This is a genomic window from Chelatococcus sp. KU-N122, assembly GCF_055391085.1.
In genome coordinates this window covers 3,028,101-3,054,151 of record NZ_AP043981.1, presented here as the reverse complement: position 1 = coordinate 3,054,151, position 26,051 = coordinate 3,028,101, and the positions used below count along the sequence as shown (strand labels likewise).

Annotated in this window: 22 protein-coding genes; 7 read left to right on the top strand and 15 right to left on the bottom strand. The window is 69.0% G+C overall.

Annotation, left to right across the window (positions count from 1 at the left end; all coding sequences use genetic code 11):
• Window positions 1–159: 159 nt before the first annotated feature.
• The 4 genes from ACZ5PO_RS13690 to ACZ5PO_RS13675 all read right to left on the bottom strand — a co-directional run bounded on the left by ACZ5PO_RS13690 (window position 160) and on the right by ACZ5PO_RS13675 (window position 6,286).
• Window positions 160–1,197, bottom strand: coding sequence for an ABC transporter permease (locus tag ACZ5PO_RS13690; protein ID WP_464194282.1), 1,038 nt, complete (start codon window positions 1,195–1,197; stop codon window positions 160–162).
• Complete coding sequence (locus ACZ5PO_RS13685; protein ID WP_464194280.1) at window positions 1,194–3,680, bottom strand: ATP-binding cassette domain-containing protein; 2,487 nt, start codon at window positions 3,678–3,680, stop codon at window positions 1,194–1,196. The genes ACZ5PO_RS13690 and ACZ5PO_RS13685 overlap by 4 nt, the downstream gene beginning before the upstream one ends.
• Window positions 3,681–3,691: 11 nt before the next feature.
• On the bottom strand, window positions 3,692–4,732 hold the full coding sequence (locus tag ACZ5PO_RS13680; protein WP_464194278.1) for a substrate-binding domain-containing protein: 1,041 nt from the start codon (window positions 4,730–4,732) through the stop codon (window positions 3,692–3,694).
• 330 nt (window positions 4,733–5,062) lie between these two features.
• Entirely contained in the window at window positions 5,063–6,286 is a 1,224-nt protein-coding gene (locus ACZ5PO_RS13675; RefSeq protein ID WP_464194276.1) for an MFS transporter, read from the bottom strand.
• Between the two features lie 77 nt (window positions 6,287–6,363).
• Between ACZ5PO_RS13675 and ACZ5PO_RS13670 the strand changes: the two genes are divergently transcribed.
• Window positions 6,364–7,326 (top strand): AraC family transcriptional regulator, encoded by a 963-nt coding sequence (locus ACZ5PO_RS13670; protein ID WP_464194274.1) that lies wholly within the window; start codon window positions 6,364–6,366, stop codon window positions 7,324–7,326.
• A 111-nt stretch (window positions 7,327–7,437) separates the two neighbouring features.
• Here ACZ5PO_RS13670 and ACZ5PO_RS13665 read toward each other — a convergent pair whose 3' ends face one another.
• Window positions 7,438–7,938, bottom strand: a complete 501-nt coding sequence (locus ACZ5PO_RS13665) for an ester cyclase (RefSeq protein WP_464194272.1) — start codon at window positions 7,936–7,938, stop codon at window positions 7,438–7,440.
• Between the two features lie 53 nt (window positions 7,939–7,991).
• Entirely contained in the window at window positions 7,992–9,053 is a 1,062-nt protein-coding gene (locus ACZ5PO_RS13660; RefSeq protein WP_464194270.1) for a phenylacetaldoxime dehydratase family protein, read from the bottom strand.
• Between the two features lie 433 nt (window positions 9,054–9,486).
• Here ACZ5PO_RS13660 and ACZ5PO_RS13655 point away from each other — a divergent pair, with 433 nt between their 5' ends.
• Together ACZ5PO_RS13655 and ACZ5PO_RS13650 are read left to right on the top strand one after the other, a co-directional pair.
• Complete coding sequence (locus tag ACZ5PO_RS13655) at window positions 9,487–9,993, top strand: CinA family protein (RefSeq protein ID WP_464194268.1); 507 nt, start codon at window positions 9,487–9,489, stop codon at window positions 9,991–9,993.
• A gap of 19 nt (window positions 9,994–10,012) precedes the next feature.
• Window positions 10,013–11,269, top strand: coding sequence for a NupC/NupG family nucleoside CNT transporter (locus ACZ5PO_RS13650; protein WP_464194266.1), 1,257 nt, complete (start codon window positions 10,013–10,015; stop codon window positions 11,267–11,269).
• Window positions 11,270–11,285: 16 nt separating this feature from the next.
• Here ACZ5PO_RS13650 and ACZ5PO_RS13645 read toward each other — a convergent pair whose 3' ends face one another.
• On the bottom strand, window positions 11,286–12,077 hold the full coding sequence (locus ACZ5PO_RS13645) for a helix-turn-helix transcriptional regulator (RefSeq protein WP_464194264.1): 792 nt from the start codon (window positions 12,075–12,077) through the stop codon (window positions 11,286–11,288).
• A gap of 102 nt (window positions 12,078–12,179) precedes the next feature.
• On the opposite strand from ACZ5PO_RS13645, the gene ACZ5PO_RS13640 reads away from it, so the two are divergent.
• On the top strand, window positions 12,180–13,388 hold the full coding sequence (locus tag ACZ5PO_RS13640; protein WP_464194262.1) for an ABC transporter substrate-binding protein: 1,209 nt from the start codon (window positions 12,180–12,182) through the stop codon (window positions 13,386–13,388).
• A 46-nt stretch (window positions 13,389–13,434) separates the two neighbouring features.
• Window positions 13,435–14,892: a flavin-containing monooxygenase gene (locus ACZ5PO_RS13635; protein WP_464194260.1), complete on the top strand. Its 1,458-nt coding sequence runs from the start codon at window positions 13,435–13,437 to the stop codon at window positions 14,890–14,892.
• Here ACZ5PO_RS13635 and ACZ5PO_RS13630 read toward each other — a convergent pair whose 3' ends face one another.
• From ACZ5PO_RS13630 to ACZ5PO_RS13605, 6 genes are all read right to left on the bottom strand, one after another.
• Window positions 14,893–15,096 (bottom strand): hypothetical protein, encoded by a 204-nt coding sequence (locus ACZ5PO_RS13630; protein WP_464194258.1) that lies wholly within the window; start codon window positions 15,094–15,096, stop codon window positions 14,893–14,895.
• A gap of 194 nt (window positions 15,097–15,290) precedes the next feature.
• Window positions 15,291–16,646 (bottom strand): peptide ABC transporter permease, encoded by a 1,356-nt coding sequence (locus ACZ5PO_RS13625; protein ID WP_464194256.1) that lies wholly within the window; start codon window positions 16,644–16,646, stop codon window positions 15,291–15,293.
• Between the two features lie 201 nt (window positions 16,647–16,847).
• Window positions 16,848–17,726 carry a 3-hydroxyisobutyrate dehydrogenase gene (mmsB, locus tag ACZ5PO_RS13620; RefSeq protein WP_464194254.1) on the bottom strand — a complete coding sequence of 293 codons (879 nt, stop codon included), beginning with the start codon at window positions 17,724–17,726 and terminating at the stop codon, window positions 16,848–16,850.
• Window positions 17,727–17,983: 257 nt separating this feature from the next.
• A complete protein-coding gene (locus ACZ5PO_RS13615; RefSeq protein ID WP_464194252.1) occupies window positions 17,984–19,126 on the bottom strand; it encodes an isobutyryl-CoA dehydrogenase in 1,143 nt (380 codons plus the stop codon).
• Window positions 19,127–19,158: 32 nt separating this feature from the next.
• On the bottom strand, window positions 19,159–19,341 hold the full coding sequence (locus ACZ5PO_RS13610; RefSeq protein WP_464194250.1) for a hypothetical protein: 183 nt from the start codon (window positions 19,339–19,341) through the stop codon (window positions 19,159–19,161).
• Between the two features lie 50 nt (window positions 19,342–19,391).
• Entirely contained in the window at window positions 19,392–20,888 is a 1,497-nt protein-coding gene (locus tag ACZ5PO_RS13605; protein ID WP_464194248.1) for a CoA-acylating methylmalonate-semialdehyde dehydrogenase, read from the bottom strand.
• Window positions 20,889–21,129: 241 nt separating this feature from the next.
• Here ACZ5PO_RS13605 and ACZ5PO_RS13600 point away from each other — a divergent pair, with 241 nt between their 5' ends.
• Entirely contained in the window at window positions 21,130–22,023 is an 894-nt protein-coding gene (locus tag ACZ5PO_RS13600; RefSeq protein ID WP_464194246.1) for a LysR family transcriptional regulator, read from the top strand.
• A gap of 473 nt (window positions 22,024–22,496) precedes the next feature.
• Window positions 22,497–23,081 carry a TIGR00645 family protein gene (locus ACZ5PO_RS13595; protein ID WP_464194244.1) on the top strand — a complete coding sequence of 195 codons (585 nt, stop codon included), beginning with the start codon at window positions 22,497–22,499 and terminating at the stop codon, window positions 23,079–23,081.
• Window positions 23,082–23,157: 76 nt separating this feature from the next.
• On the opposite strand, the gene ACZ5PO_RS13590 is transcribed toward ACZ5PO_RS13595, so the two are convergent.
• Together ACZ5PO_RS13590 and ACZ5PO_RS13585 are read right to left on the bottom strand one after the other, a co-directional pair.
• The gene (locus ACZ5PO_RS13590; RefSeq protein ID WP_464194242.1) at window positions 23,158–24,846 is read right to left on the bottom strand and encodes a thiamine pyrophosphate-binding protein; all 1,689 of its coding nucleotides are present in this window, start codon (window positions 24,844–24,846) and stop codon (window positions 23,158–23,160) included.
• Window position 24,847: 1 nt separating this feature from the next.
• Window positions 24,848–26,050, bottom strand: a complete 1,203-nt coding sequence (locus ACZ5PO_RS13585) for a CaiB/BaiF CoA transferase family protein (protein ID WP_464194240.1) — start codon at window positions 26,048–26,050, stop codon at window positions 24,848–24,850.
• Window position 26,051: the final 1 nt, after the last annotated feature.

The window sequence follows — 26,051 nt, the reverse complement described above, 5'->3', positions numbered from 1 at the left end:
GGGGCGACGTGGGCCGTGAGCGACGGCGGCCGGCCGGACGGATCACCCGACCGGACAAGCAGCGTTCCAGCTTCGGCAAGCTGGAGCATCTCGGGCCGACCAGCTGCGCATCCGATCGAGAGATGCTCGAGCGCTAGCCGTCGCTCTGCATGGCCGGAGCTATGCACGGATCGTCCCCCTCTTTGAGCCAATAGTCGAGAGCAATTTCTGCGCCGCCGCGACCGGAACGCGCCGGATCGACGTCGCGATCACGATCGCCGCCGCCTGGACGAGCAGCTGCTGGGCGGGACCGGCGCCGAGCGCCAGAACCATCTGCCCGAGCTGTGCCATGAAGAGCGCCGCAGCGCCGCTGGCCACCACGCTGCCGCGGCCGCCGGTGAACGGCGTCCCGCCGACCACGACCGCCGCAATCCCGGGCAGCAAGTAGTCGTCGCCGGCGGTCGGCGAGGCATAGCCGATGAAGGCGGCGAGGAAGATGCCTGCCAGCGCGTAGAGCATGGCGGCGATCACGTAGGTGCCGATCCGATAGCGCAGGACCACCACGCCCGAGCAGAGCGCCGTCTCCGGGTTGACGCCCACGGCGACGAAGCGGCGCCCGACGATCGTCCGCGCCATCAGAACGGCGACCACGGCGATCATCGCATAGGCGCACACGATGCTGAGCGGGAGGCCGAGCACCGTCGCGTGCGCCAGGTCCTGGAGCTGCGGCGCGATCGGCAGCGCGCTGCCCTTCGCCTGGAGCCGCGCGATGCCGGAGACCAGGGCACCCGTCGCCAGCGTCGCGACGATCGGGCTGATATTCACCTTGGCGACGAGGAAGCCGCTGACGAAGCCGATGGCGGCGCAGGCCAGAACCGTCGCGACGACGCCCAGCGCCGGCGAGCCGGACATGCCGCCGAGCTTGGCGGCCAGGATGCCGGCGACGGAAATGATCCCCGCCGCGGCCATGTCGAGGCCGCGCTGCTGGATGACCAGGGTTTGCCCCACGGCGACGATCGACAAGGCGGCTGCGAACGGCAGCATCGCGGCGATGGAGCCGGGACGCAGCGTGCCCGGCGCCAGCACGGCGCTGGCCGCGACCAGCACGGCCAGTGCGATCCAGATCCAGGAGAACTCGCTGACCCGGATGGCCCGCCGCGGCGGCCTGGCCGGATCCGCGACGGCGGATGGCAACGGCATGGGCAGCGGCCTGCTCATCGCGCCACCACCAGCTGCCGGCCCTTGGAATAGAAGGCGACCGCGAGCACGATGAGACTGCCGAGCAGCAGGGAGCGCCAGGCGTCGTTCAAGCCGATGAAGCTGGTGACGACGTTGACCTGGGAAATGAGGAACGCCCCCAGCAAGGCGCCGATGAACGAGCCCCGGGCGCCGAACAGGCTGGCGCCGCCGATCACCGCCGCGGCGATGCTGGCGAGCGTGTAGTTGCTGCCGCTCTTGGGATCGCCAATGCCGACCTGCCCCATCATGGCGATGGCCGCGAGCCCCGCGATGACCGAGCACGCGACGTAGGCGGCGAGCCGGGTGGCGCGCGGCGAGATGCCCGCGAGGCGCGCCGCCTCGGGACGTGAGCCGAAGGCGCGGAACCTGACGCCCCACGGGGTGTGGAACAGCGCAAACTCGAGCGCGGCGACCAGGCCGGCCCCGACGATCAGCATGACCGGAACGAGGCCCCAGCGCGCGTTCACGGCATCCATGATGCCGTCGTCGATGAGGCCGCCCGGGATCGGGCGGAGCGTCAGGGACAAGGCCTGCAGCGCCATGAACGTCGACAGCGTCGCCACCATGGGATGCATGCCGATAGGATCGACCAGCGCCCAGTTGAGCAAGCCGACGGCCACCGATACGGCGATCGCCAGGCCCCACCCGACAGCCTGCTCGGCCGGCGTCGCGCCGGTCACGAGGAAGTAGGATTGGACCACGACCACGAGCCCCATCAAGGGGCCCACCGACAGATCGATGCCGCCGACCAGCATCAGCATCTGCTGCGCGCACGCGACGAGAACCAGCGTCGACGCGATGGCCAACATCCCGCCGATGTTGAAGGCCGTCAGATAGTGCGCGTTGATGAGCGAGGCATAAAGACCCAGGAGGGCGATGATGGCCGCCACCATGACGAGCGGCGCCCAATAGCCGGCCAGCCACTGGAGCAGGCGGTCCGACCGGCTGGCGCGGTGGCCGGAACGGCCGCGCAGGCTGCCGGAGGTCAGGACCGCGGTGGTGATGGCGCTCTCGGACACGGCGGCGCCGTCGAGCTCCTGCACGATCTGGCCGCGCGAGAAGACCGCCACCCGGTCGCTCAGGCCGGCGACCTCGGCGGCGTCGGACGAGATCAGCAGGACCGCGGCTCCTCGCCCGGCCGCATCCCGCAGGGTGCGGTAGATGGCGGCCCGCGCCCCCACGTCGACGCCCTGGGTAGGCTCGTCGATGAGGATCACCGCCGGCTCGCGCGCCAGGACGCCGGACATGGCGACCTTCTGCTGGCTTCCGCCCGACAGCGCCGCGATCGGGGTCTCGATCGTCGGCGTCTTCACGGCGAAGGCCTCGACGGCCTGGCGCGCCCGTCCGGCCTGGTGCGATCGACCGATGAAGCCCGCGACCGCGTCCTTGTCGAGGCTGCGGAACGAGAAGTTCTCGCGCACCGACAGGTCGGCGAAGATCCCCTCCTTCTGCCGCGCCCCGGACAGATACTGAATCCCGGCGGCGGTCGCATCGCCGCTGTTGCCCAGCCGGACGGGGCGGTCGCCGACGCGGGCCGAGCCGCTGCCCGGCGCTATCCCCGCCAGCGCGCGCATGAACTCGCGCTTGCCGTTGCCGTCCATGCCGCCGAGGCCGACGATCTCGCCGGGGAAGACGTCCAGCGCGACGCCCGAGAAGCCGTTGCCGGTATAGCCCGCGACGCTGAGGGCCGGGCTGCGTCCGTCGATGGCCCGCGCCTTGGGTGGGAACTCGTGCTCGGCATCGGTGCCGACGATCAGCTCGACGATCTGCGCTTCGGTGAGCTCGTCGGCGCCGAACGTGCCGCGCGTGATGCCGTCGCGCAGCACCGTGACGCGCGTGCTGATCTCCTTCACTTCGCGGATGCGGTGGGAGATGTAGACGATGCCGGCGCCGGTCGCGGCGACGCGGCGAATCTGGTCGAACAGCCGCCCGACGTCGTCGGCCAGGAGATGCTCGGTGGGCTCGTCCAGGATGAGAACGCGCGGCTCGACCGCCAGCGCCTTGGCGATCTCGACGATGAAGCGCTGCTCGGAGTTCAATTGGTCGACGCGACGGCTGGCGTCGATGGCCGCCTCCGGGTCCCATCGGGCGAGGACGGCCTCGGCCCAGGAGCTCAGCCGAGCGATCGGCGGCCGCCGGCCGGCCGGCATTCCCAGATAGAGATTCTCGGCCACCGTCAGGTCCGGCATGAGCGCCGGCTCCTGCCGCACGATCGCCAGGCCGCTGTCGCGGGCGCGCTCGGGGTCGCCGCTCACCGGCATGCCCGCGATCAGCACGCGGCCCTCGTCGGGCGCCATGGCCCCCGAGGCGACGGCCATGAGGGTGGACTTGCCGGCGCCATTCTCGCCGACGAGGCCATGCACCTCGCCGGGAGCCACGTCGAAGGTGACGCCGCGCAGCGCCCATACGCCGGGGAAGCGCTTGGAGATCCCGGAAACCGCCAGGACGGGCTGGTCGACCATGAAAGACGCCCCTATTCCGAGAGAAGCGTCTTCAGCTTGGCGTCGGACAATTGCCCCGACATGTCGGCGTCCGGCGGCAGGCTCGGATCGCATTTGGGAGCAATGCCGGCTTCGCTGTCGGCATAGACATAGGGAACGACGGCCTTGGGCTCCTTGTTCTCGGTTCCTTCGTAGGCCGCGAGCGCGCGCCTGGCGGCGAAGCGGACCAGTGAGGTCGTGCCGTCGAGGGAGAAGTACTTCCAACCCTTGCCGGCCGCCTTGTCGGCCAGGAACTTGCAGTTGAGCTCGTTGCTGCTGGCGAGGGTGGCCTGGGCCGGGACGGGCAGCCCCGCCTGCTGGAACGCCTTGATCGCGGCCATGGTCGTCACCCCGTAGTCCGACGCGATGCCGTCGATCTTGGGATACTTGGCGATCAGGGCGGCAGCCGCCTTCTGGCCGTCCACCGGGTTCCAGTTGGTGACGATGTAGTTGTCGTCGAGCAGCTTCACGTCGGGAAACTTGGCGAGCCCTTTCTTGAACCCGTCCATGAACTTCTGCGACGACGTCGCGCCCGCCGGGCCGCCGAGGAACACCACGTTGCCGGACTTGATGGTGTTGCCGAGCCAGTCGGCCCACATGCCGCCGTCGGCGATCGGATCCTGGTACACGATCGCCGCGTAGTCCTTGCCCTCGGTGCCGGCGATCTGGCTGAAATAGGGAACGACGGTGACGCCGGCCCTGGTCGCCATCTTGAACGCCGACAGCGACGCGTCGCCGAAATGGGTGAACGACACCAGAACGTTCACGCCCTGCGAGACAAGGCTGTTGATGTCGCTATTGTACTTCTGCTGATCGTTGTTCGCGTCGAGATACATCACCTTGGTGACGTTCGGGCACTTGCCCATCTCGTCCTTGAACTCGGCGGCGGCCGTCTTGAACCAGGTCGCGCCGCCGAAGCCGTCGGTCAGGGCGACGACGGCCGGCTTGGTGCCGCACATGGACGTGATGTCCGCATGCTTGTTCATCACCGAATGGGTTGCGTCCTCGGCGCCGGCGCGGCCAGCCATAGCCATCGGGATAGCCAGGGAGACCGCCCAGGCCACCGCAGCGCTTGCCCGAAGCGGCGGGCTCCTTCCATGACATCGTGCCATTGCAACCCCTCATGTTTTCATTTTGTCGACGCGCGGGCCGGTCGGGCCGGCCGTGCCGTCGAAGCGATGATCCGATGCTAGGGGGGAGCGCCCGGCGTCGCTTGCTTCTCACCGCCAATGTGTTTGCCTGCCGCTGCCAGCTCGACTCGAGCGCTTCGCGGCTGGGTGGACTCACCCAACCGCAAGAGAAGTGATCCAGATTCAAGGAGTTGGAGTATTTCCGCCGATATGCCCGGCGCAACGGCAGGCCGGTCAGCCCTCCGACGGCAGCGTCGGACGGGCAGCCGCAAGCATGACGAGGCCGCCCAGCATGACGGCGGCGGCGCAATAGCCGATGGCGCCCGGCGCTCCGAAGCCATCGACCAGCAAGCCGCCCATGATCGCGCCGGAGGCGATGGCGACCTGGAACGTCGAGACCAGGAGGGCGCCCGCACTCTCCGCGTGATCCGGCGCGGCCTGCGTGTTCCAGGTCTGGATGCCGACGGGCAGCGCCCCGAAGGCAAAGCCCCAGGTCGCGGTCGCGAGCATCGAGACGGGCACCGACGTGCCGAACCCGATCAGCGCGAACGCCATCGTCGCCAGCAGCAGCGAGGCCAGCCCCACGGCCCGGCGAGCGCTGCGCTCGGCGACGAAGCCGCCGGCCAGGTTGCCGAAGAAGCCACCGATGCCAAAGGCGAGCAGGACGAGGGAGATCATCCCGACGTCGAGCTGTGGAACCTGCTCGAGGAAAGGCCTGACGTAGGTGAAGCCGGAAAAATGACCCGAGATCACGAGCATCACGATGATCAGACCGATCCGGATGCGCGGCCGCCGCAGCAGCACGAGAAAGGTGCCGAGGCCTTGGCTCCCGACCGGCGGCAGCTTCGGCATGGCGAGCAGTTGCGCCGCCAGCGCCAGCAGACCGACGGCTGCCGCGACCAGGAAGGTTGCGCGCCAGCCCCAGAGATCGCCGAGGTAGGCCCCGACCGGGGCGGCGCAGACTGTCGCGGCCGACACACCGGTGAAGATGATCGACATCGCCCGCGGCATCAGAGCAGCAGGGACGAGGCGCACGGCCAGCGCCGCCGCCAGGGACCAGAAGCCGCCGAGCGCAATGCCGAGGGCCACCCGCGCGACCAGCAGCACCGCGACGTGCGAGGCGAAGGCCGAAAGAAGGTTCGAGGCCACGAGCAGGATCGTCAGCCCCCACACGATGAGGCGGCGGTCGACACCGCCGGTCCCGACGACGATCGCGGGCCCGGCCACCGCGGCGACCATCGCCGTCGCCGTGACGGTCTGCCCGGCCGTGCCGTCGGAGACGCCGAGATCGGCGGCGATCCGCGTCAACAGGCTCGCCGGCAGAAACTCGGCCGTCACGAGGCCGAAGACACCGAGCGCCAGCGAGACGATGGCGGCCCAGGCCGCCGGCGCCGTCGCCTCGTCGGGCGTGCCGGGCCGTACAGTGTCGCCTGTGGGGACGCAGGTGAGGTCGGACATGGGCGATGGGGCTCCGGAGGGATCGGGCCGCAGAACTAGGCGCGTCCCCTTGGAGTTTCCATGCTATAAACACCGACATGCTTGACCATTCGTCCAACCCGCCGGGTCCCCTCGCCAGCGACCCGCTCACCGACATGCTCCGCGGCGTGCGGCTGGACGGGGTCGAGTATGCGCGTTGCCGGCTGGCGGCACCCTGGGGCTTCTCGTTTCCCGCCCAGCAGGCGGCCCGCTTTCACTTCGTCGCCGAACGGGGCTGCTGGCTACTGACACCGGCCGACGAATGGGTGCCGCTCGGTGCGGGCGACGCCGTCCTGCTGCCGCGTGGTGCGGCCCATGCCCTGGCGAGCGAGCCGGGCGCGCCGACGCCGCCCTTCCTCCGCCGCGACTGCGCAACCATCTGCGACGACATCTTCGACTTCCGGTCCCGCGGCGATGGCGATGGCGAGAGCTGCCTGCTGTTCTTCGGTTCGATGGATTTCAATCTCGATGGGCTTCACCCGCTTCTCCGGATGATGCCCGACGTGATGCGCGCCAACGAGCTCATCGGCAGCGAGCCCGCCATTCCGCATCTGCTGGAAGCCATGGGCTGCGAGATCGCCATGGATCGGGTTGGCGCGGCCGGCATCGCCGCCCGGCTGGCCGATGTGCTCGCCGCCAAGATCATCCGCTCCTGGGTCGAACACGGCTGCGGCGACACGACGGGCTGGCTCGCGGCGGTCCGCAACCCCTATATCGGACGGGTGCTGGCAGCGATTCATCTCCAGCCGGAGCGCGACTGGACCGTCGAGGCGCTGGCCCGGATCATGGGCGCCTCGCGATCGAGCTTTGCCGAGAAATTCGCGGCAATCGTCGGCGAAACACCCGCCAGCTACGTCGCGCAGGTGCGCATGCATCAGGCGCGGCAGTGGATCTTGCGTGATCGGGCCCGCATTTCCGAGGTCGCGCGCCGGCTCGGCTACGATTCCGAGGCCTCTTTCAGCCGCGCCTTCAAGCGCGTCATGGGCACCGCCCCGAGCCACCTGCGCACGCGCGCCGGCTAGAGCCTTTCGGTCATTGGATGGGATCATCCAATGACCGAGAAATGCTCGTAACCTTTTGAGTCTGGAGCGCTTCTCTTGCGATTGGGTGAGTCCACCCAATCGCAAAGCGCTCTAGATGAGCACCGGAGGCAGGATGGTCGGGGCGCTTGTTTCCTGCAGCGAGCTCACGCCCATCTGGCGCAGGAGACTGTAGGTGTCGCGCACGACGACGTCCTGAACGATCAGCCCGCTGTCGAACGTGAGCAGGTGCACCTCCCCCCACGTGACACGCTTGCGCGTGGCCGTGACGGCGGCAAAGCTGCCGGTGTGCGTGCCGCGCATCACCACGAAAGCCGCGACGCGCTCCACGACGCGGCCCTTGCCCACCTCGTGAGTGCCGACCTCGGCAATCAGCCACCCGCCTTCGATGAGCGAGTTCAGATCGCCGAAGCCGGCGCGAAGGCCCCGCACCCAGGCGCTGCATCCCTCGGGCCCCTTCACGGGCTCGGCCACGTCGGGAAGATAACCGACGAACTCATCGTGGAAGATCTCGTCCACGACCGTCAGGTTGCCGTTGTTGACCGCCTGATCGAGAAATCTGGAGAAGGCAGCCTTGTTGTCCCACATCGACATGGTGGCCTCGCTTCATGTCCGTCACGATTGGGGGCACGCTCGGTATCGGCGTGTCAGGCCTCGTCCTGCGTCATGTAGTAGGGGATCAGGCCCGTGCGGTCGTGACAGTTGACGTATTCGACTTCGACGCTGTCACGCGACAGGATGTGGGCTTCCGCCCAGATGACGAATTCAGGCGTGATCGACGCCTCGCCCAGCTCCGTCATCATGCCCATGTAGGTATTGTACAGCGCCACATGGGACGGCTGCGTCCTGGCCGCCCGCTCCATGTGCCGCAAGCTGACGAAATAGATCAGCGTATTGTGCTTCTCGTAGTCTGCCCCGGTCTCCAGATCCTGCTCGATGGTGTCGCGCAGGCAGACCGCGCCGCTCAGCGAAGGATAGTCGCGCAGATAGGCGATCCACTTCTCGAAGACCGGCTTGATCCGGGTGTTCCAACCCTCGCGTTCCTTGGGATTCGTGATGTAGGTGGTCTCGGCCCCCTCACGGACGAAGCATACGTTGCGGGGCAGCTGAACCTTGACTCGCCTCCCTTTCGTCACCCTGTTCGGCACCGGCTTTATGTCGGCCTCGAATTCAGGGTCGAACGCATCCGCCTTCGAAGCAACGAACCGGTCGCGGTAGCCGCCCCAGTATCCCCACTTCTCGCTGGCCTTGGAGCGGACGGCATGGATGCAGCCGACCCGCCGGTTTTCATTCAAGCCGAAGCCGAGGAAGCCGAAGCGGTCGGCGTCCGGCGCCAGGATCTCCCGCCAATAGCCGAGCTCGCCGCTCGCCGACAGACCGTCCCACCAGGACACGACCTCCGGCTGCCCAAGCCACGCACGATATCTGTCAGTATCCATCCAATAGGCCATCAGAATATCCTCGTGATATCCTGCGGCATCCCAGTGGTGGCATCGCTCGACGCGGCGGGGACCACTCGCCAGGGCGAAGAGATTACGCATGGTGCCGACGAATTCGAGGCCGCAGTCGGCGCGCGGCCCTTGCACTCCGAATTGGGCAAAGACGATCTGCCGGACATCGGCTTCACGCCCCGGGCTGTCGCTGAAGTCCTCGTTCAGCACATAGTCCTCGGATATCGATGGTAACTGCCCGTGACTATCCGCAGACATGATGGTCTCCCCTGCGAGTCTAGAAGCGTTCCAGAAGTTACACCCTATGGCCGGGGGGCGACGGCCGCTTGTCTGAGGCCGCCAAGTTGAATGCCTGGCGCTGCCACCTGCACCTTGGCGGGCTTTGCGGACGCCGCGCCGAGACCGGCGTTCGGCGCGGCGATGAAGGTCTGACGTTTGCGGCGGGAGGGCCGAGCACGCCCGGCCCGGCTGAAGCAGCGGCCCGGCCGTCCGGCCGCCAGGCGCAACGCACCGAATTGGCCAAGCCACAGCCTAGAGCATTTCGCCATTGGATGGGGCCATCCAATGGCTGAGAAACGCTCATAACCTTTTGAGTCTGGAGCGCTTCTCTTGCGATTGGGTGAGTCCACCCAATCGCGAAGCGCTCTAGCCGGGCCTTGACTTATTCCTGCCTTAGCCCAAACCAAAAGGCATGAGCGCCGATACCATACCGCCCCGCCTCACCCGTCTGGCCCAGGCTTGCGCCGAACGGCTGGTCGCCCGCCAGGAGACGATCGGCGTCTCGGAATCCTCGGCAGGGGGCCTTGTTGCGGCCGCCCTGCTCTCGGTGCCCGGCGCATCGGCTTATTTCATCGGCGCCAGCGTCACCTACTCGCGCCCCGCGGCGCGCGGCCTCCTCGGCGTGGAGCGCCTGCCGCCGGGCATCCGCAGCTCGAGCGAGCCCTACGCAGCGTTCATGGCCGAGACCGTGCGCCTGCGGCTCGGCGCCACCTGGGGCCTGTGCGAGACGGGGGCATCGGGCCCGAGCACCAACCGCTACGGCGACCCGACCGGCCACACGTGCCTGGCCATCGCCGGCCCGCGAACGGAGACGCGCACGCTGCGTACCGGGATCGGCGAGCGCGAGCCCAACATGATCGCCTTCGCCGAAGCGGCCCTGCAGCTGCTGCACGACACGCTGGCGGCGCACGACAGCTAACGCGCGAAGAGAGGTCCCGATGATCGCCGAGCGGCTGCAATCGGGGCTTGGCATCGTCGTCATCCTCGCGGTCGCCTGGCTGCTGAGCAACAACCGCAGGGCCGTATCCTGGCGCCGGATCGCGGCTGCGCTGGCGCTGACCGTCGCCGTCTCGACCCTCGCCCTGCACGTTTCGCCCATCGTCGCCCTGCTCAGCTACGCCAACGGCGCCGTCGACGCGATCTCCGAGGCGACGCGGGCCGGAACATCGTTCGTCTTCGGCTACGTCGGCGGCGGCCCTGCGCCCTACGAGGTCAAAAGCCCGGGCAACGGCTTCATCCTGGCTTTCCAGGCACTGCCGATCGCGCTGGTGGTCAGCGTCCTCACCACCCTGGGGTTCTACTGGGGGATCCTGCCGCCGGTGGTGCGGGGGTTCTCGTTCGTGCTGGAGCGGCTGCTCGGCGTCGGCGGCGCCGTCGGGCTCGCCACCGCCGCCAACATCTTCGTCGGCATGGTGGAGGGGCCGATGTTCATCCGGCCCTACCTGGCCAAGCTGACCAGGAGCGAGCTGTTCATCGTCATGACCGGCGGCATGGCCGGCATCGCCGGCACGGTGTTCGTCGTCTACGCCACCATCCTGCGCGACGCCATTCCGGACGTGGCCAGCCACCTGATCGTCGCCTCCATGCTCGGCGCTCCGGCGGCGATCCTCATCGCGCAGCTGATGGTGCCGGAGACCGAGGCCCAGCAGATGCCGGGCACGCTCGGCCCGATGGAGCCGGTCGCCTCGAGCACCATGGATGCCATCGTCAAGGGCACCACCGTCGGCCTCGAGCTGCTGCTCAACATCGTCGCCATGCTCATCGTGCTGGTGGCGCTGGTGCACCTGGTCAACGCCATGATCGGCCTCCTGCCGCCGGTAATGGGCGCGCCGCTGACCTTGCAGCGCATGCTCGGCGCGGTGATGGCGCCGCTGTGCTGGCTGATGGGCATCCCCTGGTCGGAGGCGCCGACGGCCGGGGCGCTGATGGGCACCAAGACCATCCTCAACGAGTTCATCGCCTACCTCGACCTCGCCGCACTGCCGCCCGACGCGCTCACGCCGCGCAGCCGGCTGATCATGCTCTACGCCATGTGCGGCTTCGCCAACCTGGGCTCGCTCGGCATCATGGTCGGGGGGCTCACGGCGCTATCGCCGGCCCGCCGTGACGACATCCTCAGGCTCGGGCCGCGCACCGTCGTCTCCGGCACGCTCTCCACCTGCCTGATCGGCGCTATCGTCGGCGCCATCGGCTGAGCCGGCAAAGCGACATCTAGGCGCCGATCGGGCCGAGCATGCCGAGCTGGGCCGCCAGCGCCACCGCATGCGCCCGGTTGGCGGCGCCGAGCTTGCGCACCACGTTGTCCAGGTGGAAGCGCACGGTGGTGGCCGACACGCCGCTGAGCTCGGCGACCTCGCGCTCGCGATAGCCCTGCGCGGTGAGGCGCAAGCATTCCCACTCGCGCGGCGTCAGCCGCGACAGCTCCTCGCTCGCGAGCCCTCGCCGGCCGGCCCGGCGCCGCAGCACATGCATGAAGAAGTGCCCGGCGGCCAGCAGCTCGGCGCCGGCCTCCGCGATGATCGCCGCGGCACCCGCCGCCCCGAAGCCGCCGGCCCATGTCACCATGGCGACCTGTCCGCGGGGCAAATGGACCGGCACGGTGATCATCGCCGTCAGCCCCATGGCCAGCACGATGGCGCTCGCCCGGCGCTGCTCGGGCGGGATCGGCACGGCCGGGTGGCGCGGCGGCGCCAGCAGGTCGGTGACGAACGGCAGGTGCTCGAAGCGGCAGCGGATGTAGAACGGCATCTTGAGCGTGGCGTGATCGTCCCACCAGATCCGCATGATCTCGTCCGGCCAGCCCTGACGCCGGTGGAACGCGTCCATGAGCGGGTCGAAGTACGGCTGTGACAGATCGGGCGCCCACGCCGTCTTCGCTGCGCCGATGGCGACGGCGATGCCCTCGAGCTCCGAGGTCGCTTCGTCGAGCACGGCCGCGCCGCGCAGGGCCGCCAGATGGAGGCGCAGCCGCCGCATGGCCAGCGGCTTTACAGGTCCATCCATGGCCGCATCCCTACGCTTTTTGAGAGGGCCATTTCGCCGTGCGCCCGTCTAATCCTAGCTGCGGAAGGCGTCGACAGGAACGCCGCGCAACGGGAGGAACGGATGAAGCATCGCATGGCGGCCTGGGCCTCGGTCTTCGCCCTCGCATCGCTCGCCTGCGGGCCGGGCGTCGCCGGCACCTACGACGAGGGGGCGAGCGACACCACCATCAAGATCGGCAACGTCGCCGCCGCCAGCGGCGCGGTGGCGATCTACCTGCCCTATCGCGAGGCGCTGAGCCGGTGCTTCGACAAGATCAACGCCGACGGCGGCATCCATGGCCGCAAGATCGAGCTCATCTCCTACGACGACGGCTACAACCCGGCCCGCACCGTGGAGCAGACGCGCCGCCTGGTCGAGGCCGACGGGGTGCTGTTCCTGATCGGCGGCGTCGGCACGGCGACGAGCCTCGCCGCCGCCCCCTACCTGGCTCAGAAAAAGGTGCCCCATCTCTTCGTCGCCTCGTCGGCCAGCAAGATATCCGACGCGCAGCTCTACCCATGGATGACGGGCTGGCAGCCGGCCGCCGCGCAGGAGGGCGCGATCTTCGCCCGTTACATGGTCGACAAGCTCGGCACCTCCAAAATCGGCATCCTCTACCAGAACGACGACTTCGGCCGGGACTTCCTGGCCGGCGTGAAGGCCGGGCTCGGCGCCGACGGCGAGAGCAAGCTGGTCGCCGCACGGCCCTACGAGGCGGCCGAGCCGACCATCACGTCGCAGATCGCCCAGATCAAGGCCGCGGGCGCCGACACGATCTATCTCGCCGCCACCGGCAAGTTCGTGGCCCAGGGGATCAAGGCGATCCGCGAGCTCGGCTGGCAGCCGAACATCTTCATTCCCTACGTGGCCAACTCACCCGAGCTGGTGCTGAAGGCGGCCGACCTCAAGGGCGACGAGAAGCTGTTCTCGGCGGCCTTCCTCAAGGATCCGGCGGATCCGCGCCAGGCCGGGGCGGACGACGTGCAGGAGTGGCTGGCCTGGATGGACAAGCATTATGCCGGCGGCAACAAGAGCGAGGTCTTCAACGTGTGGGGCTGGTCGATCTGCCAGACCGTCGCCCACGTGCTGCGCCAGGCCGGAGACACCCTGACCCGCGCCAACGTGCTGAAGGCGGCGAACTCCCTGCACGACTACCGGCCACCGCTGGTGCTGCCGGGCATCCTGCTGTCGTCGAGCCCGAGCCAGCACCGGCTGGTGAAGTGCTTGCAGCTGCAGCGCTTCCAGGCCGGCCGCTGGATGTCCGAGGGAGACGTGGTCTGTGCCGAATGATCCACCTATGATGCATAGGCATCATAATCGCGGGAGAAGCGCCTCCATGTCTGGCTCCAACAGGCCGCTCAGAATTGCCGTCATCGGGGCGGGCGCCGGAGGCATCGCCTCCGCCGTCCGCCTGCGCGAGAGCGGCATCGACGACATCACCATCTTCGAGAAGGCGCACGACGTCGGCGGCACCTGGCGGGACAATACCTATCCGGGGCTCGCCTGCGATGTGCCGTCCCATCTCTACCGCTTCTCGTTCGCCCCCAATCCGGACTGGAGCCGGCGCTATTCGCCCGGCGGCGAAATCCAGGCCTACATGAAGAAGGTCGCCGACGAGTTCGACGTCACGCCGCTGGTTCGCTTCGACAACGAGGTGACGTCGGCGGCCTGGGACGGCGGCGCCTGGCGGATCGAGACGTCCAAGGGCGATCAGGGCCGCTTCGACGCCGTCATCTCGGCGGTGGGGGTGCTGCACCATCCGGTCTACCCGGCGATCGAGGGGCTGGCGGACTTCGCCGGCGCGGCCTTCCATTCCGCCCGCTGGGACCACCGCGTCGACCTCGCGGGCAAGCGCGTCGGCATCATCGGCACGGGCTCGACCGCCGTTCAGATCTTGCCGGCGATCGTCGACGAGGTGGCCAAGGTCTCACTGTTCCAGCGCACGGCGCAGTGGATCCTGCCAGAGCCCAACCCGCCCATCCGGGAGGAGCGCAAGGCCGCCTTCCGGGCCGAGCCGGCGCTGATGGCGGAGCAGTACCAGCGGCTCGGCGAGACCTTCAACGGTGCGTTCTGCGCAGCGCTCGTCGGCGAGAACCCGGAATGGTACGGTGAGATGCAGGCGGCCTGCCAAGGCAACCTCGACACGGTGCAGGATCCGCAGCTCAAGGCCCGGCTCACGCCGCACTACCAGCTCGGCTGCAAGCGGCTCATCGTGTCGGACCGCTTCTATCCGGCCATCCAGTCGGCCAACGCGGAGCTGGTGACGGACGCCATCGCGCGGATCGAGCCGGGCGGCGTGCGCACCAGCGACGGACGATTGCATGAGCTCGACGTGCTGGTGCTCGCCACCGGCTTCGATCCGCACCATCCGATGGGCAAGACCCGGGTTCAGGGGCAGGACGGCCTGACCCTGGAGGAGGCGTGGGCCGAGGGCAACGTCACCTATCGCGCCGTGGGGGTACCCGGGTTCCCCAACTGGTTCATGCTGGGCGGCCCCTACAGTCCGATCGGCAATTTCTCGTTTCTCATGACGCTCGAGCGCCAGCTGAGCTACGTGCTGCAGCTCGTCGCCCTGCTGCAATCGGGGGAAGCGAGTTGCATCGGGCCGGGCCTGGAACCGACGCGCGCCTACTACGAGGCGATCAAGGCCAAGGCGCGCACCTCGGTCTGGGCGTCCGGGTGCAGGAGCTGGTACATCGACAAGCTCGGCAACGTGGCCTCCTATCCGTGGGGCTACGACGTGTTCGAGCGCGACATGGCCCGGCCCGTGCTAGCCGATTTCGAGATCGCGTGATCAGGCCGCCAGGCCGAGCGCCGGCGCCGACGACACGCCCTTGGTGGCGCTGTTGGGCACGTCGTCCGTCACCTTGGCGCCCAGGAAGACGACCCCCGCGGCGATGGCGGCCAGCAGCAGGCCGACGACGAGAACATAAAGAACCGGCCGGCCGAGGCGGCCCTGGCGCGCCTCGGTCGGAGTGACGTGTTCGGTATCGATCACGTTCGCTCTCCAATGTTGGCCGAGGAACCGGGCCCACACGCCATCCGGCATGCGGCCGCCGGCGCGGCTCGCGCAGAGGCGCGGCCGACGAACCCGGTCCTGTCATGGCCTTCTGGATGCGAACGTCGTGCGGCCGAGCCCGGTTCCGCTCCGCGTCGGGCGGGCTCCCCGCGGGCGAACACCCGCGACGCGCCCTACGGCGCCGGCGCGCCCTGCGTTCCACCCGCCGCCGGCGGATCGGTCGCGCGGCGCACGCGCAGCAGCTGGATGCCCGGCCGATGGGTGCGGAACTGGCCGCGCTCGACGGCGACGAAGGTGAGCACGACGGCGCCGACGACCGAGAGCCACCACGCCTGGGCGTTGGCCGTGCCGACGCAGGCAATGGCGAAGGCGCTGCCGTAGCCGGCGAGCACGCCGGGGATCAGCACCCTGTTGAGCCGCCCGGACGAGGACAGAGCGAAGAACAGGGCGACGGCACCGGCCAATGCGCCGATCAGGCCGAGCTCGTACCAGATCTCGAAAGGCAGCGTCTGCGGCGCCCCGATCGGCAGCAGCCCGACGAGGCGCGCCCTGAGACTGGTGTCGAGCCCATGGCCGGTGATCAGCCGCAGCGGATCGCGGCCGACCTCGTCGGCCCAGATGCGCAGGGCGGCGGCGCCCGGGTAAAGCGGGCCATGGAAGAACTTCAGGAACGGCCGCACCAGGAAGGGCACCAGCGGCGCGATCGCCAGGATCGCCGGCAGCACGACGGCGATGACCCGCACGCCGTGCCGGCGCCCGAGCGCAGCCACGCCGTAGACGATGGCGCCGACCAGCAGGGCGACGATCGACGCGCGATCCGCCGCCATCACGGAGGCCAGCGCCACCACCGCCACCAGCCCGGCGGCGCTGCCCGGGCGGCTGCGCGAGACGAGCCAGGCCACGCCGGGCCAGACCATGACCGCCAGGATCACCAGGCCGCGCTCCAGCGGGTCGAGCTCGCTCGGCACCGCGAGGCCGGCCTTGAGCCTGAGCACGACGACGGCGACCGCCGCGATGGCCGCAATGCCTGCGCCGAGTGGGATCAGGTAGAGGTTCGCCGCGCGCATGCGCAGGGGCAGGCTGGCGATGCCGGCGAGAGCCACCGCAATGGTGCCGACGATGTTGACGATCTTATCCGTCGCCGTGGCCGGAAACGGCGTCCAGGCGATCGACAGGGCCGCCCAGCCGAGCAGCACCAGGGCACAGATGCCGCCGTTGGAGAGGAGCGCCTGGCGGAGCGTGCGCACCGGCGTCGTCGCCGCCCGGTCGAGCACCGCGGCCAGGACGAGCAGCGCCGTCCCGACAGGCACCAGGATCACCGTGGCGCGCCGAGCCCACATCGCCGCGACCGGCACGGCGAAGACCAGGATGAAGAAGCCCAGGCGGCGCAGCAGGACCGCGGCGTCCTGGGCCGGGTCGAACCGCAACTGCTGGGGCCGGGTTGCGGGACGCGACGGCGCGCCGGATGCCGAAGCCTTCAGCGGTGCCTTGGGCGGGGTCGATTTGGACGTGGGAGCCCTGATCTCCATGACGATGGCACGTTGGGGGTTGATCTCGGTTCCCCTAACGGTAGTCGCCGTTCACCCGCTGCGCTGTAGAGATGCGGCAACACTATCGAACCGAAACAATCCACCCGACGGGAGCAGGTCCCGGTCAGGCCGGGTCGCCCGGCCTGACCGCGCTCGGATGATGATGCCCGAGCGCATGAAAATGTTCCAGACGATCTCGCCTCAGGCGCCGCGCAGGAACTTGATGATGCCGGAGAAGTCGGCGCCGCCGTTGCCGGCCGCAGCGAACAGCGCATAGAGCTGGGCTGCCTCCGCTCCCAGCGGCGTGGCGGAGCCGCTGCCGAGCGCCGCCTCCTGGGCCAACCTCAGGTCCTTCAGCATCAGATCGGCGGCGAAGCCCGGCTTGTAGTCGTTGTTGGCCGGCGAGGTCGGTACCGGGCCCGGCACCGGGCAGTAGGTGTTGATCGACCAGCACTGGCCCGACGACGTCGAGGCGACGTCGAACAGGGCCTGGTGCGACAGGCCGAGCTTCTCGCCGAGCGCGAAGGCCTCGCAGACGCCGATCATCGAGATGCCGAGGATCATGTTGTTGCAGATCTTGGCCGCCTGGCCGTTGCCGGCATCGCCGCAGTGGACGATCTTCTTGCCCATGGCCTCCAGCAGCGGCTTGCCCTTGGTGAAGGCATCGACGCCGCCACCGACCATGAAGGTGAGGGTGGCGCCCTGGGCGCCGCCGACGCCGCCGGACACCGGCGCGTCCAGCGACAGCGCCCCGGCCTCCTTGGCCATGGTGTGGGCCGCGCGGGCACTGGCCACGTCGATGGTCGAGGAATCGATGAACAGGGCGCCCTTGGGCGCCGCCGGCACGATCTCGCGCCAGACGCCGAGCACGTGCTTGCCGGCCGGCAGCATGGTGACGACCACCTCGGCGCCGGCCACCGCCTCGACCGCATTGGCCGAGATGGTGACACCCGCCTTTGCCGCAGCCTCGCAGGAGGCGACCGAGAGGTCGGCGCCACGCACCGTGTGCCCGGCCTTGACCAGGTTGCCGGCCATGGGGCCGCCCATGTTGCCGAGGCCGATGAAGGCGATGGTGGTCATTGCGTCTCTCCCGCTTGAAATTTGCTGAGCGGATGGATGGCCATCCGTCGCCTAGTGGACTTGACGGTTAGGTGGCAACGGAGCCGCTGCGCACCCCTCTCCCCGCTTGCGGGGAGAGGGAGGGGTGAGGGGGCTCGCCGCGTGGCGTGACCGCATCGAGATTCTTCCGGTTGCCCCCCTCACCCGCCTTGCGCTGGCGCGCAAGGCGACCTCTCCCCGCATGCGGGGAGAGGTGAGCGGCTGCACCGCTGGCGATCTCATCGGCCGATCAGGCTGCGCGAGACGATCACGCGCATGATCTCGTTGGTGCCCTCGAGGATCTGGTGGACGCGCAGGTCGCGCACGATCTTCTCGACGCCATACTCGGCGAGGTAGCCGTAGCCGCCGTGCAGCTGGAGCGCCTGGTTGGCGACCTCGAAGCCGACATCGGTGCCGAAGCGCTTGGCCATGGCACACAGCCGGGACGCGTCGCCATCCTTGCGGTCGAGGGCGGCGGCGGCCCGCCACAGGAAGGTGCGCGCCGCCTCCAGCTCGGTGGCCATATCGGCGATGCGGAACTGCAGCGCCTGGAACTCGTCGAGACGCTTGCCGAAGGCCTTGCGCTGATTGATGTAGGCCAGCGTCTTGTCGAGAGCGGCCTGGGCGCCGCCGATCGAGCAGGCGGCAATGTTGAGCCGGCCGCCGTCGAGGCCCGCCATGGCGATCTTGAAGCCGATGCCCTCCTCGCCCAGGCGGTTGGCGACCGGCACGCGGGCGTTGTCGAAGATCACCGCGCGGGTAGGCTGGGCGTTCCAGCCCATCTTGCGCTCGTTGGCGCCGAAGGAGAGGCCCGGCGTGTCCTTGGGCACCACCAGGGTGGAAACGCCGCCGGCCCCCTCGCCGCCGGTGCGCACCATGACGACGTAGACGTCGGTGGAGCCGGCGCCGGAGATGAACTGCTTGGCGCCGTTGAGGACGTAGTGATCGCCGTCGCGCACCGCCTTGGTGGCGAGCGCCGCCGCATCGGAGCCGGCGTTGGCCTCGGTGAGACAGTAGCTCGCCATCCACTCCATGGTGGTGAGCTTGGGTAGGAAGCGCTGCCGCTGCTCGTCGCTGCCGTAGGTGTCGATCATCCACGACGCCATGTTGTGGATGGAGATGAAGGCGGAGACGGTGGGGCAGCCGCTGGCCAGCGCCTCGAAGATCAGCGCCGCGTCGAGGCGGGTGAGGCCGGAGCCGCCCACGTCCTCGCGCACGTAGACGCCGCCCATGCCGAGCGCCGCCGCAGCGCGCATCTCCTCGACCGGGAAGTGCTTGGCCTCGTCCCAGGCCAGCGCGTGCGGCGCCAGCTGCTCCTCGGCAAACGTGCGCGCCATATCGCGGATGGCGACGTGCTCCTCGCTGAGGGCGAAGTGTGTCATGGCGTCCTCAGGGCTCCCCATTGGCTACTTGCTTACGGCGCGTTCGACCGATCGGCGATGGCCGGAGCCGCACCCGTGCCGGCGTCTCGCACCACCGCCATCTTCGCTCGCTTGTGGCCGATGCGCTCCGGCGCCATCGCGACCACCTCGCCGTCGCCGGGCTCGTGGCGCCCGGGCTGGGTGTCGCCCCAGCCCGGGAACTCGTCGAGGGTCATCCGGGCTCGCGGCTGGATGACCATGCGATGGGCCGAACCTGCCTGTCCCGTCACCCCATCGTCGGGATGACGAACTCGGCTCCCTCCTTGACGCCGGACGGCCAGCGCGAGGTGACCGTCTTGGTCTTGGTGTAGAAGCGGACGGCGTCCGGGCCGTGCTGGTTCAGGTCGCCGAAGCCCGAACGCTTCCAGCCGCCGAAGGTGTAATAGGCGATCGGCACCGGGATCGGCACGTTGACGCCGACCATGCCGACGTTGACCTTGGCAGCGAAGTCGCGCGCCGCATCGCCGTCGCGGGTGAAGATGGCGACGCCGTTCCCGTACTGGTGCTCGGAGGGCAGCTTGAGGGCCTCGTCGTAGTCCTTGGCGCGGACGACGCTGAGCACGGGCCCAAAGATCTCCTCCTGGTAGATCTTCATCTCGGGCTTCACCTCGTCGAAGAGGCAGCCGCCCATGTAGAAGCCGTTCTCGTAGCCCTGCATCTTGAAGTCGCGGCCGTCGACGACGAGCTTGGCGCCCTCCTTGATGCCGAGGTCGACGTAGCCCTTGACCCGCTCCAGCGCCTCGCGGGTGACCAGCGGGCCGTAGTCGGCGGTGGGATCGGTGGAGAGGCCGATCTTCAGGCTTTCGACGCGGGGGACGAGCTTCTCGATCAGCTTGTCGGCGGTCGCCTTGCCGACCGGGACCGCCACCGAGATCGCCATGCAGCGCTCGCCGGCCGAGCCGTAGCCGGCGCCGATCAGGGCGTCGACGGTCTGGTCCATGTCGGCGTCGGGCATGATGATGGCGTGGTTCTTGGCGCCGCCGAAGCACTGCGCCCGCTTGCCGGTCTGGGCCGAGCGCTCGTAGATGTACTGGGCGATCGGCGAGGAGCCGACGAAGCCGACGGCGCGGATGTCCGGGTCGTCGAGGATGGCGTCGACCGCCTCCTTGTCGCCGTTGACCACGTTGAGGATGCCCGCCGGCAGGCCCGCCTCGATCATCAGCTCGGCGAGGCGCATGGGCACGCCCGGATCACGCTCGGACGGCTTCAGGATGAAGGCGTTGCCGCAGGCGATGGCCGGCGCGAACTTCCACATCGGGATCATCGCCGGGAAATTGAACGGGGTGATGCCCGCGACCACGCCCAGCGGCTGGCGCATGGAATAGATGTCGATGCCGGGGCCGGCGCCTTCCGTGTACTCGCCCTTCATCAGGTGCGGGATGCCGCAGGCGAACTCGACCACCTCCAGGCCGCGCTGGATGTCGCCCTTGGCGTCGGGAACGGTCTTGCCGTGCTCGCGCGCCAGGAGCTCGGCCAGGCTGTCGTACTCCGCCTGCGCCAGGTCGAGGAACTTCATCAGCACGCGGGCGCGGCGCTGCGGGTTGGTGTTGCCCCAACCCACCTGGGCGTCGCGGGCGTTCTCCACCGCCGCGCGAAGCTCGGCCTTGGTGGCCAGGGCGACCTTGGCCTGAACCTCGCCCGTCATGGGCTCGTAGACGTCGGCAAAGCGTCCGGACGTGCCGGGGACGTTCTTGCCGCCGATGAAATGGCCGATGGTGCGCATGGCGCCTGCTCCCGAGTTTCAGATCCGCGCGGGCCGGCAGCATCGGCCGGTCCGGGCGCAAGGTCCAGATCCCCATGATACGCGAGAAGCGGCCGCCGCCCCATCGCACTCACGGATCCTGCTGCGATGGATTGGTCGAGTATCATTGACATCTGTGCACGGCTATAGGCTTTCTTGAAGCTCTGCCGTGCATTTTTGCGTTAGCGCTCCATCCACCGACTGCCCGGCCATGAAGGTACGCATGACCGGTTTCGATTGGGACGACCTGCGCTTCTTTCTTTCCGTGGCTCGCGCCGGGCGGCTGACCGTGGCGGCCCGCCGGCTCGGCGCCGACCATGCCACCGTGTCGCGGCGCATCACCTCGCTGGAGGCCTCGCTCAAGGCCAAGCTGTTCGAGCGGCGGCCCCAGGGCTACCAGCTCACCGCCCACGGCGAGCGGTTGCTGGCCAAGGCGGAGGCGATCGAGACGGAGGCGCTGGCCGCCCAGAGCGAGATCGGCGGCGCCGACCTCAGGCTGTCGGGCACGGTGCGCATCGGCGCGCCGGACGGCTTCGGCACCTATTTCCTGGCGCCGCGCATCGGCCGCCTGGCGGAGCGCTACCCGGAGCTGGACATCCAGCTGGTGCCGATGCCGCGCATCCCCTCGCTCAGCAAGCGTGAGGCCGACATCGCCGTCTCGCTCAACCCGCCGCGGGAGGGCAAAATCGTCGCGCGCAAGCTCGCCGACTACGCGCTGGGCCTGTTCGCGGCCCGGGCCTATCTCGATCAGGCCCCGCCGCTCGACCGCGTCGAGGACCTCTTCGCCCATCAGATCATCGGCTACATCGACGACCTGATCTACACGCCCGAGCTCGACTACCTCGACGAGGTGGCCAAGGGACTCAGGGCTCGCGTGCAAAGCTCCAACATCGTGGCGCAGCTGATGGCGGCGCAGGCCGGCGCCGGCGTGTGCGTGCTGCCGCGGTTCATGGCCGCGCGGGCCGAGCTGGTGCACGTGCTGCCCGAGACCGTGGCGCTGGTGCGCTCGTTCTGGCTCATCGTGCACGCGGACCTCAAGGACGTGGCGCGCATCCGCGCCAGCGTCGACTTCCTGGTGCGCGAGACGCGCGCGGCGCGGGCCGAGCTGCTGCCCTAGTGTGGTGGATCTGAAGCTCCTGCTCCCCGCATGGCATCCACGTTCAGGAGCTTCAGATCCATTAAACCACACTAGAATCATAGAGTTGCTAGTGTGGCTTAGGAATCCGAAATTCGCTCCCAGCGCTGCCCCGAGGTGGTGCGAATTTCGGATTCGCCACACTAGTGTGGTGGATCTGAAGTTCCTGCTCCCCGCATGGCATCCACGTTCAGGAACTTCAGATCCATTAAACCACACTAGAATTATAGAGTTGCTAGTGTGGCTTAGGAATCCGAAATTCGCTCCCAGCGCTGCCCCGAGGTGGTGCGAATTTCGGATTCGCCACACGAGAGCATTTCGCCATTGGATGGACCCATCCAATGGCGAAATGCCCTGACCGCGCGCGGCGATGCGGCAAAAGCCTTGTGCGTTGCGATGACGGCCTCTATCTCCGGGCAGTCCCTTCCCTGCCGAGCCAAATCATCCCAACGACGATGTCGCCGAAGCCTCCGACCGTGACCGAGCCCATGCCCGCGCCCGAGCCCGTACGGCTGAGGCCGTTGCCGGCGGTGATCTTCAGCTCCCGCTGGCTGCAGCTGCCGCTGTACCTCGGCCTGATCGTCGCCCAGGTCGTCTACGTCTTTCTGTTCATGAAAGAGCTGTGGCACCTGATCTCGCACGCGACCGATTTCAACGAGCAGCAGATCATGCTGGTGGTGCTCGGCCTGATCGACGTGGTGATGATCTCCAACCTGCTGATGATGGTGATCATCGGCGGCTACGAGACCTTCGTGTCGCGGCTCGAGCTCGAGTCCCATCCCGACCAGCCGGAATGGTTGAGCCACGTCAACGCCAGCGTGCTGAAAATCAAGCTGGCCATGGCCATTATCGGCATCTCCTCGATCCACCTGCTGCGCACCTTCATCGAGGCGGGCAACCTCGGCACGCCCGACAAGACCAACTACACGGCGACCGGCGTCATCCTGCAGACCACCATCCACGTGGTCTTCATCCTGTCGGCCATCGGCATCGCCTACGTCGACCGCCTGTCGCAGCCGCCGGCGGACAAGGCGCACTGAGCCGGGACAAGAGCACCGGCCATCCATCCAAGCCGACGAGCCCGGCGCGAGCCGGGCCGGACACCATCCTGCAAGATCACTTTTCCGTGGCCCGAGCGCGATCACGGACCTGGGTGAGCGTCGTCACCGGGGTGATCGCCTCCGGGTCGATCAGGCAGTGGATGATCGCAGGCACGCCCGATGCCAGCGCCCGCTCCAGCGCCGGGGCGAACTCCTCCGTGCGGGCGACGGTCTCGCCGTGGCCGCCATAGGCGCGGGCCAGCGCGGCAAAGTCCGGGTTGGTCAGCGCCGTCGCCGAGATCCGGCCGGGGTACTCGCGCTCCTGGTGCATGCGGATGGTGCCGTACATGCCGTTGTCGACGACGACGACGACGATCGGCAGCCCATATTGCACCGCCGTGGCGAACTCCTGGCCGTTCATCAGGAAGCAGCCGTCGCCGGCGAAGGCCACGACGGTGCGTGACGGATCGAGGCGCTTGGCCGCCACGGCCGCCGGCACGCCGTAGCCCATCGACCCCGAGGTCGGCGCGAGCTGCGTGCCAAAGCCGCCGAAGGGCCAGAAGCGGTGCACCCAGGAGGCGTAGTTGCCGGCGCCGTTGCACAGGATCGCGTCCGCCGGAAGGCTCCGCCGCAGGTGCTCCATCACCGCGCCCATCTGCAAGGCGCCGGGAATGCGGATCGGCTCCGGGTCGCTCCAGGCGAGATAGTCGGCATGGGCCTCGGCGGCCGCGCCCGCCCACGTTGTCGCCAGTGGCGGCTGGACACCCTCGAGCGCAGCGCAGAAGGCGGCCGGGCTCGCCTGGATGGCCAGGCTCGCCCGGTAGAGCTTGTTCAGTTCTGCCGCATCCGGATGGACGTGGACGAGGTCGACGCCGGGCTCGGGGATGCCGAGCAGGGAATAGGACTGGCTCGGCATCTCCGACAGCCGGGCACCGACGAGAAGCAGCAGGTCGGCGGCCTTGACGCGGGCCAGGAGCTTGGGGTTGGGGCCGATGCCGAAGTCGCCGGCGAAACACGGATGACCGGCCGGGAACAGCATCTGCCGGCGGAAGCTGACGGCGACGGGCAGGTCGAAACGGGCGGCGAAGCGGCCCAGGGCCTCGACGGCGCGCCCCGTCCAGCGCGAGCCGCCGAGCAGCACGACGGGCGCGCGGGCGCGCCACAGGCGCTTCTGCAGCTCGGCCATGTCGGCGAGGCCGGGGTGGGCCTCGGCCGCTTCGGCGCGGCCGGCGTCAGCCACGGCGACGCGCTCGCGCAGCATGTCCTCCGGCAGCGCCACGACGACGGGCCCGGGACGGCCCTGCATGGCGACGTGGAAGGCCCGGGAGACGAGCTCGGGAATGCGGGCCGGATCGTCGATCTCCACCACCCATTTGGCGATGGAGCCAAACACCGCCCCGTAGTCCAGCTCCTGAAACGCCTCGCGCCCGCGCATGCGGCGGCCCACCTGGCCGACGAACAGGATCATCGGCGAGGAATCCTGGGCGGCGACGTGCAGCCCGGGCGACGCGTTGGTGGCGCCCGGGCCGCGGGTGACGAAGGCGATGCCCGGCCGCCCGGTGAGCTTGCCCACGGCCTCCGCCATCATGGCCGCGCCCCCCTCCTGCCGGCAGACGGTCACCTCGAGCGGCGCGTCGTGGAAGGCATCGAGGACGGCGAGATAGCTTTCCCCGGGAACGCAGAAGACGTGGCGCGTACCGTGCACGACCAGCTGATCGACGAGAACCGCTGCCGCACTGCGGTCGTTGGCATGCGCGCCGGGCACCTCAGCCTCCCTCGGCCTTGGCGGCCGCAGCGCCGCCCCAGGCCGGATCATGCAGCACGTCGTCCGTATCGGCGCCGAGCGCCGGCGACGGGGTGGGCGCGAACACCGGCTCGCCGTCGATGACGATGGGCGAGCGCAGCGAGGGGATGGTGCCGCCGGCCGCCAGGGCGTCGGGCAGCTCCACCCGCATGCCGCGGTGGAGCACCTGGGGGTGGGCGAACACCTCGTCCAGCCGGTTGATCGGCCCGACCGGGACGCCCACGGCGACCAGCCTGGCCAGCAGGTCGTCCTTCTTGAAGGTGGCCGTGCGGGCGGTGAGCAGCGCCATCAGCTCGGCACGGTTGGCCAACCGGTCGGCGTTCTTGACGAAGCGCGGGTCCTGGGCGAGCTCGGGCACGCCGAGCACCTCGCAGATCTTCGCATATTGGCCGTCGGTGCCCGAGGCGACGATGATATGGCCGTCGGCCGCCGGCACCACCTGGTAGGGCACGACATTGGAATGGGCGTTGCCCATGCGCGGCGGCGGCTCGCCGGCGACGAAATAGTTGAGCGCCTGGTTGCCGAGCACGGCGACCTGGGTGTCGAGCAGGGCCATGTCGATGTGGCAGCCGGCACCGGTCGCCTGCCGGCCCTGGAGGGCGGCGAGGATGGCGACGGTGGCGTACATGCCGGTGAAGACGTCGGCGAAGGCGACGCCGGTCTTGACCGGTTCCCCCTCCGGCTCGCCGGTGAGCGACATGATGCCGCCGAGCCCCTGGATCATGAAGTCGTAGCCCGGCCGCGGCGCGTAGGGCCCGTCCTGGCCGAAGCCGGTGACCGAGCAATAGATCAGCCGCGGGTTGAGCGCGCTCAGCGACGCATAGTCGAGCCCGTACTTGGCGAGCCCGCCGACCTTGAAGTTTTCGATCACGATGTCGGCGTGGGCGGCGAGCCGCCGCACCGTGGCGCGGCCGTCCTCGCTCTCGAAGTCGACCTCGATGGAGCGCTTGCCGCGGTTGGCCGAGTGGTAATAGGCGGCCGAGAGGTTGCGGCCGTCGGCGCCGCGCACGAACGGCGGCCCCCACTGCCGGGTGTCGTCGCCCACGCCCGAGCGCTCCACCTTGACCACGTCGGCGCCGAGGTCGGCGAGCAGCTGGCCGGCCCAGGGCCCGGCGAGGACGCGCGCCAGCTCGAGCACGCGCGCACCCTTGAGCGGTGTCTTCATG

Bases quoted from the DNA above. Each gene is read 5' to 3' on its own strand.
- ACZ5PO_RS13690 (WP_464194282.1), bottom strand. From the start codon at position 1,197: ATGAGCAGGCCGCTGCCCATGCCGTTGCCATCCGCCGTCGCGGATCCG.
- ACZ5PO_RS13685 (WP_464194280.1), bottom strand. From the start codon at position 3,680: ATGGTCGACCAGCCCGTCCTGGCGGTTTCCGGGATCTCCAAGCGCTTC.
- ACZ5PO_RS13680 (WP_464194278.1), bottom strand. From the start codon at position 4,732: ATGGCTATGGCTGGCCGCGCCGGCGCCGAGGACGCAACCCATTCGGTG.
- ACZ5PO_RS13675 (WP_464194276.1), bottom strand. From the start codon at position 6,286: ATGTCCGACCTCACCTGCGTCCCCACAGGCGACACTGTACGGCCCGGC.
- ACZ5PO_RS13670 (WP_464194274.1), top strand. From the start codon at position 6,364: ATGCTTGACCATTCGTCCAACCCGCCGGGTCCCCTCGCCAGCGACCCG.
- ACZ5PO_RS13665 (WP_464194272.1), bottom strand. From the start codon at position 7,938: ATGTCGATGTGGGACAACAAGGCTGCCTTCTCCAGATTTCTCGATCAG.
- ACZ5PO_RS13660 (WP_464194270.1), bottom strand. From the start codon at position 9,053: ATGTCTGCGGATAGTCACGGGCAGTTACCATCGATATCCGAGGACTAT.
- ACZ5PO_RS13655 (WP_464194268.1), top strand. From the start codon at position 9,487: ATGAGCGCCGATACCATACCGCCCCGCCTCACCCGTCTGGCCCAGGCT.
- ACZ5PO_RS13650 (WP_464194266.1), top strand. From the start codon at position 10,013: ATGATCGCCGAGCGGCTGCAATCGGGGCTTGGCATCGTCGTCATCCTC.
- ACZ5PO_RS13645 (WP_464194264.1), bottom strand. From the start codon at position 12,077: ATGGATGGACCTGTAAAGCCGCTGGCCATGCGGCGGCTGCGCCTCCAT.
- ACZ5PO_RS13640 (WP_464194262.1), top strand. From the start codon at position 12,180: ATGAAGCATCGCATGGCGGCCTGGGCCTCGGTCTTCGCCCTCGCATCG.
- ACZ5PO_RS13635 (WP_464194260.1), top strand. From the start codon at position 13,435: ATGTCTGGCTCCAACAGGCCGCTCAGAATTGCCGTCATCGGGGCGGGC.
- ACZ5PO_RS13625 (WP_464194256.1), bottom strand. From the start codon at position 16,646: ATGGAGATCAGGGCTCCCACGTCCAAATCGACCCCGCCCAAGGCACCG.
- mmsB (WP_464194254.1), bottom strand. From the start codon at position 17,726: ATGACCACCATCGCCTTCATCGGCCTCGGCAACATGGGCGGCCCCATG.
- ACZ5PO_RS13615 (WP_464194252.1), bottom strand. From the start codon at position 19,126: ATGACACACTTCGCCCTCAGCGAGGAGCACGTCGCCATCCGCGATATG.
- ACZ5PO_RS13610 (WP_464194250.1), bottom strand. From the start codon at position 19,341: ATGACCCTCGACGAGTTCCCGGGCTGGGGCGACACCCAGCCCGGGCGC.
- ACZ5PO_RS13605 (WP_464194248.1), bottom strand. From the start codon at position 20,888: ATGCGCACCATCGGCCATTTCATCGGCGGCAAGAACGTCCCCGGCACG.
- ACZ5PO_RS13600 (WP_464194246.1), top strand. From the start codon at position 21,130: ATGACCGGTTTCGATTGGGACGACCTGCGCTTCTTTCTTTCCGTGGCT.
- ACZ5PO_RS13595 (WP_464194244.1), top strand. From the start codon at position 22,497: ATGTCGCCGAAGCCTCCGACCGTGACCGAGCCCATGCCCGCGCCCGAG.
- ACZ5PO_RS13585 (WP_464194240.1), bottom strand. From the start codon at position 26,050: ATGAAGACACCGCTCAAGGGTGCGCGCGTGCTCGAGCTGGCGCGCGTC.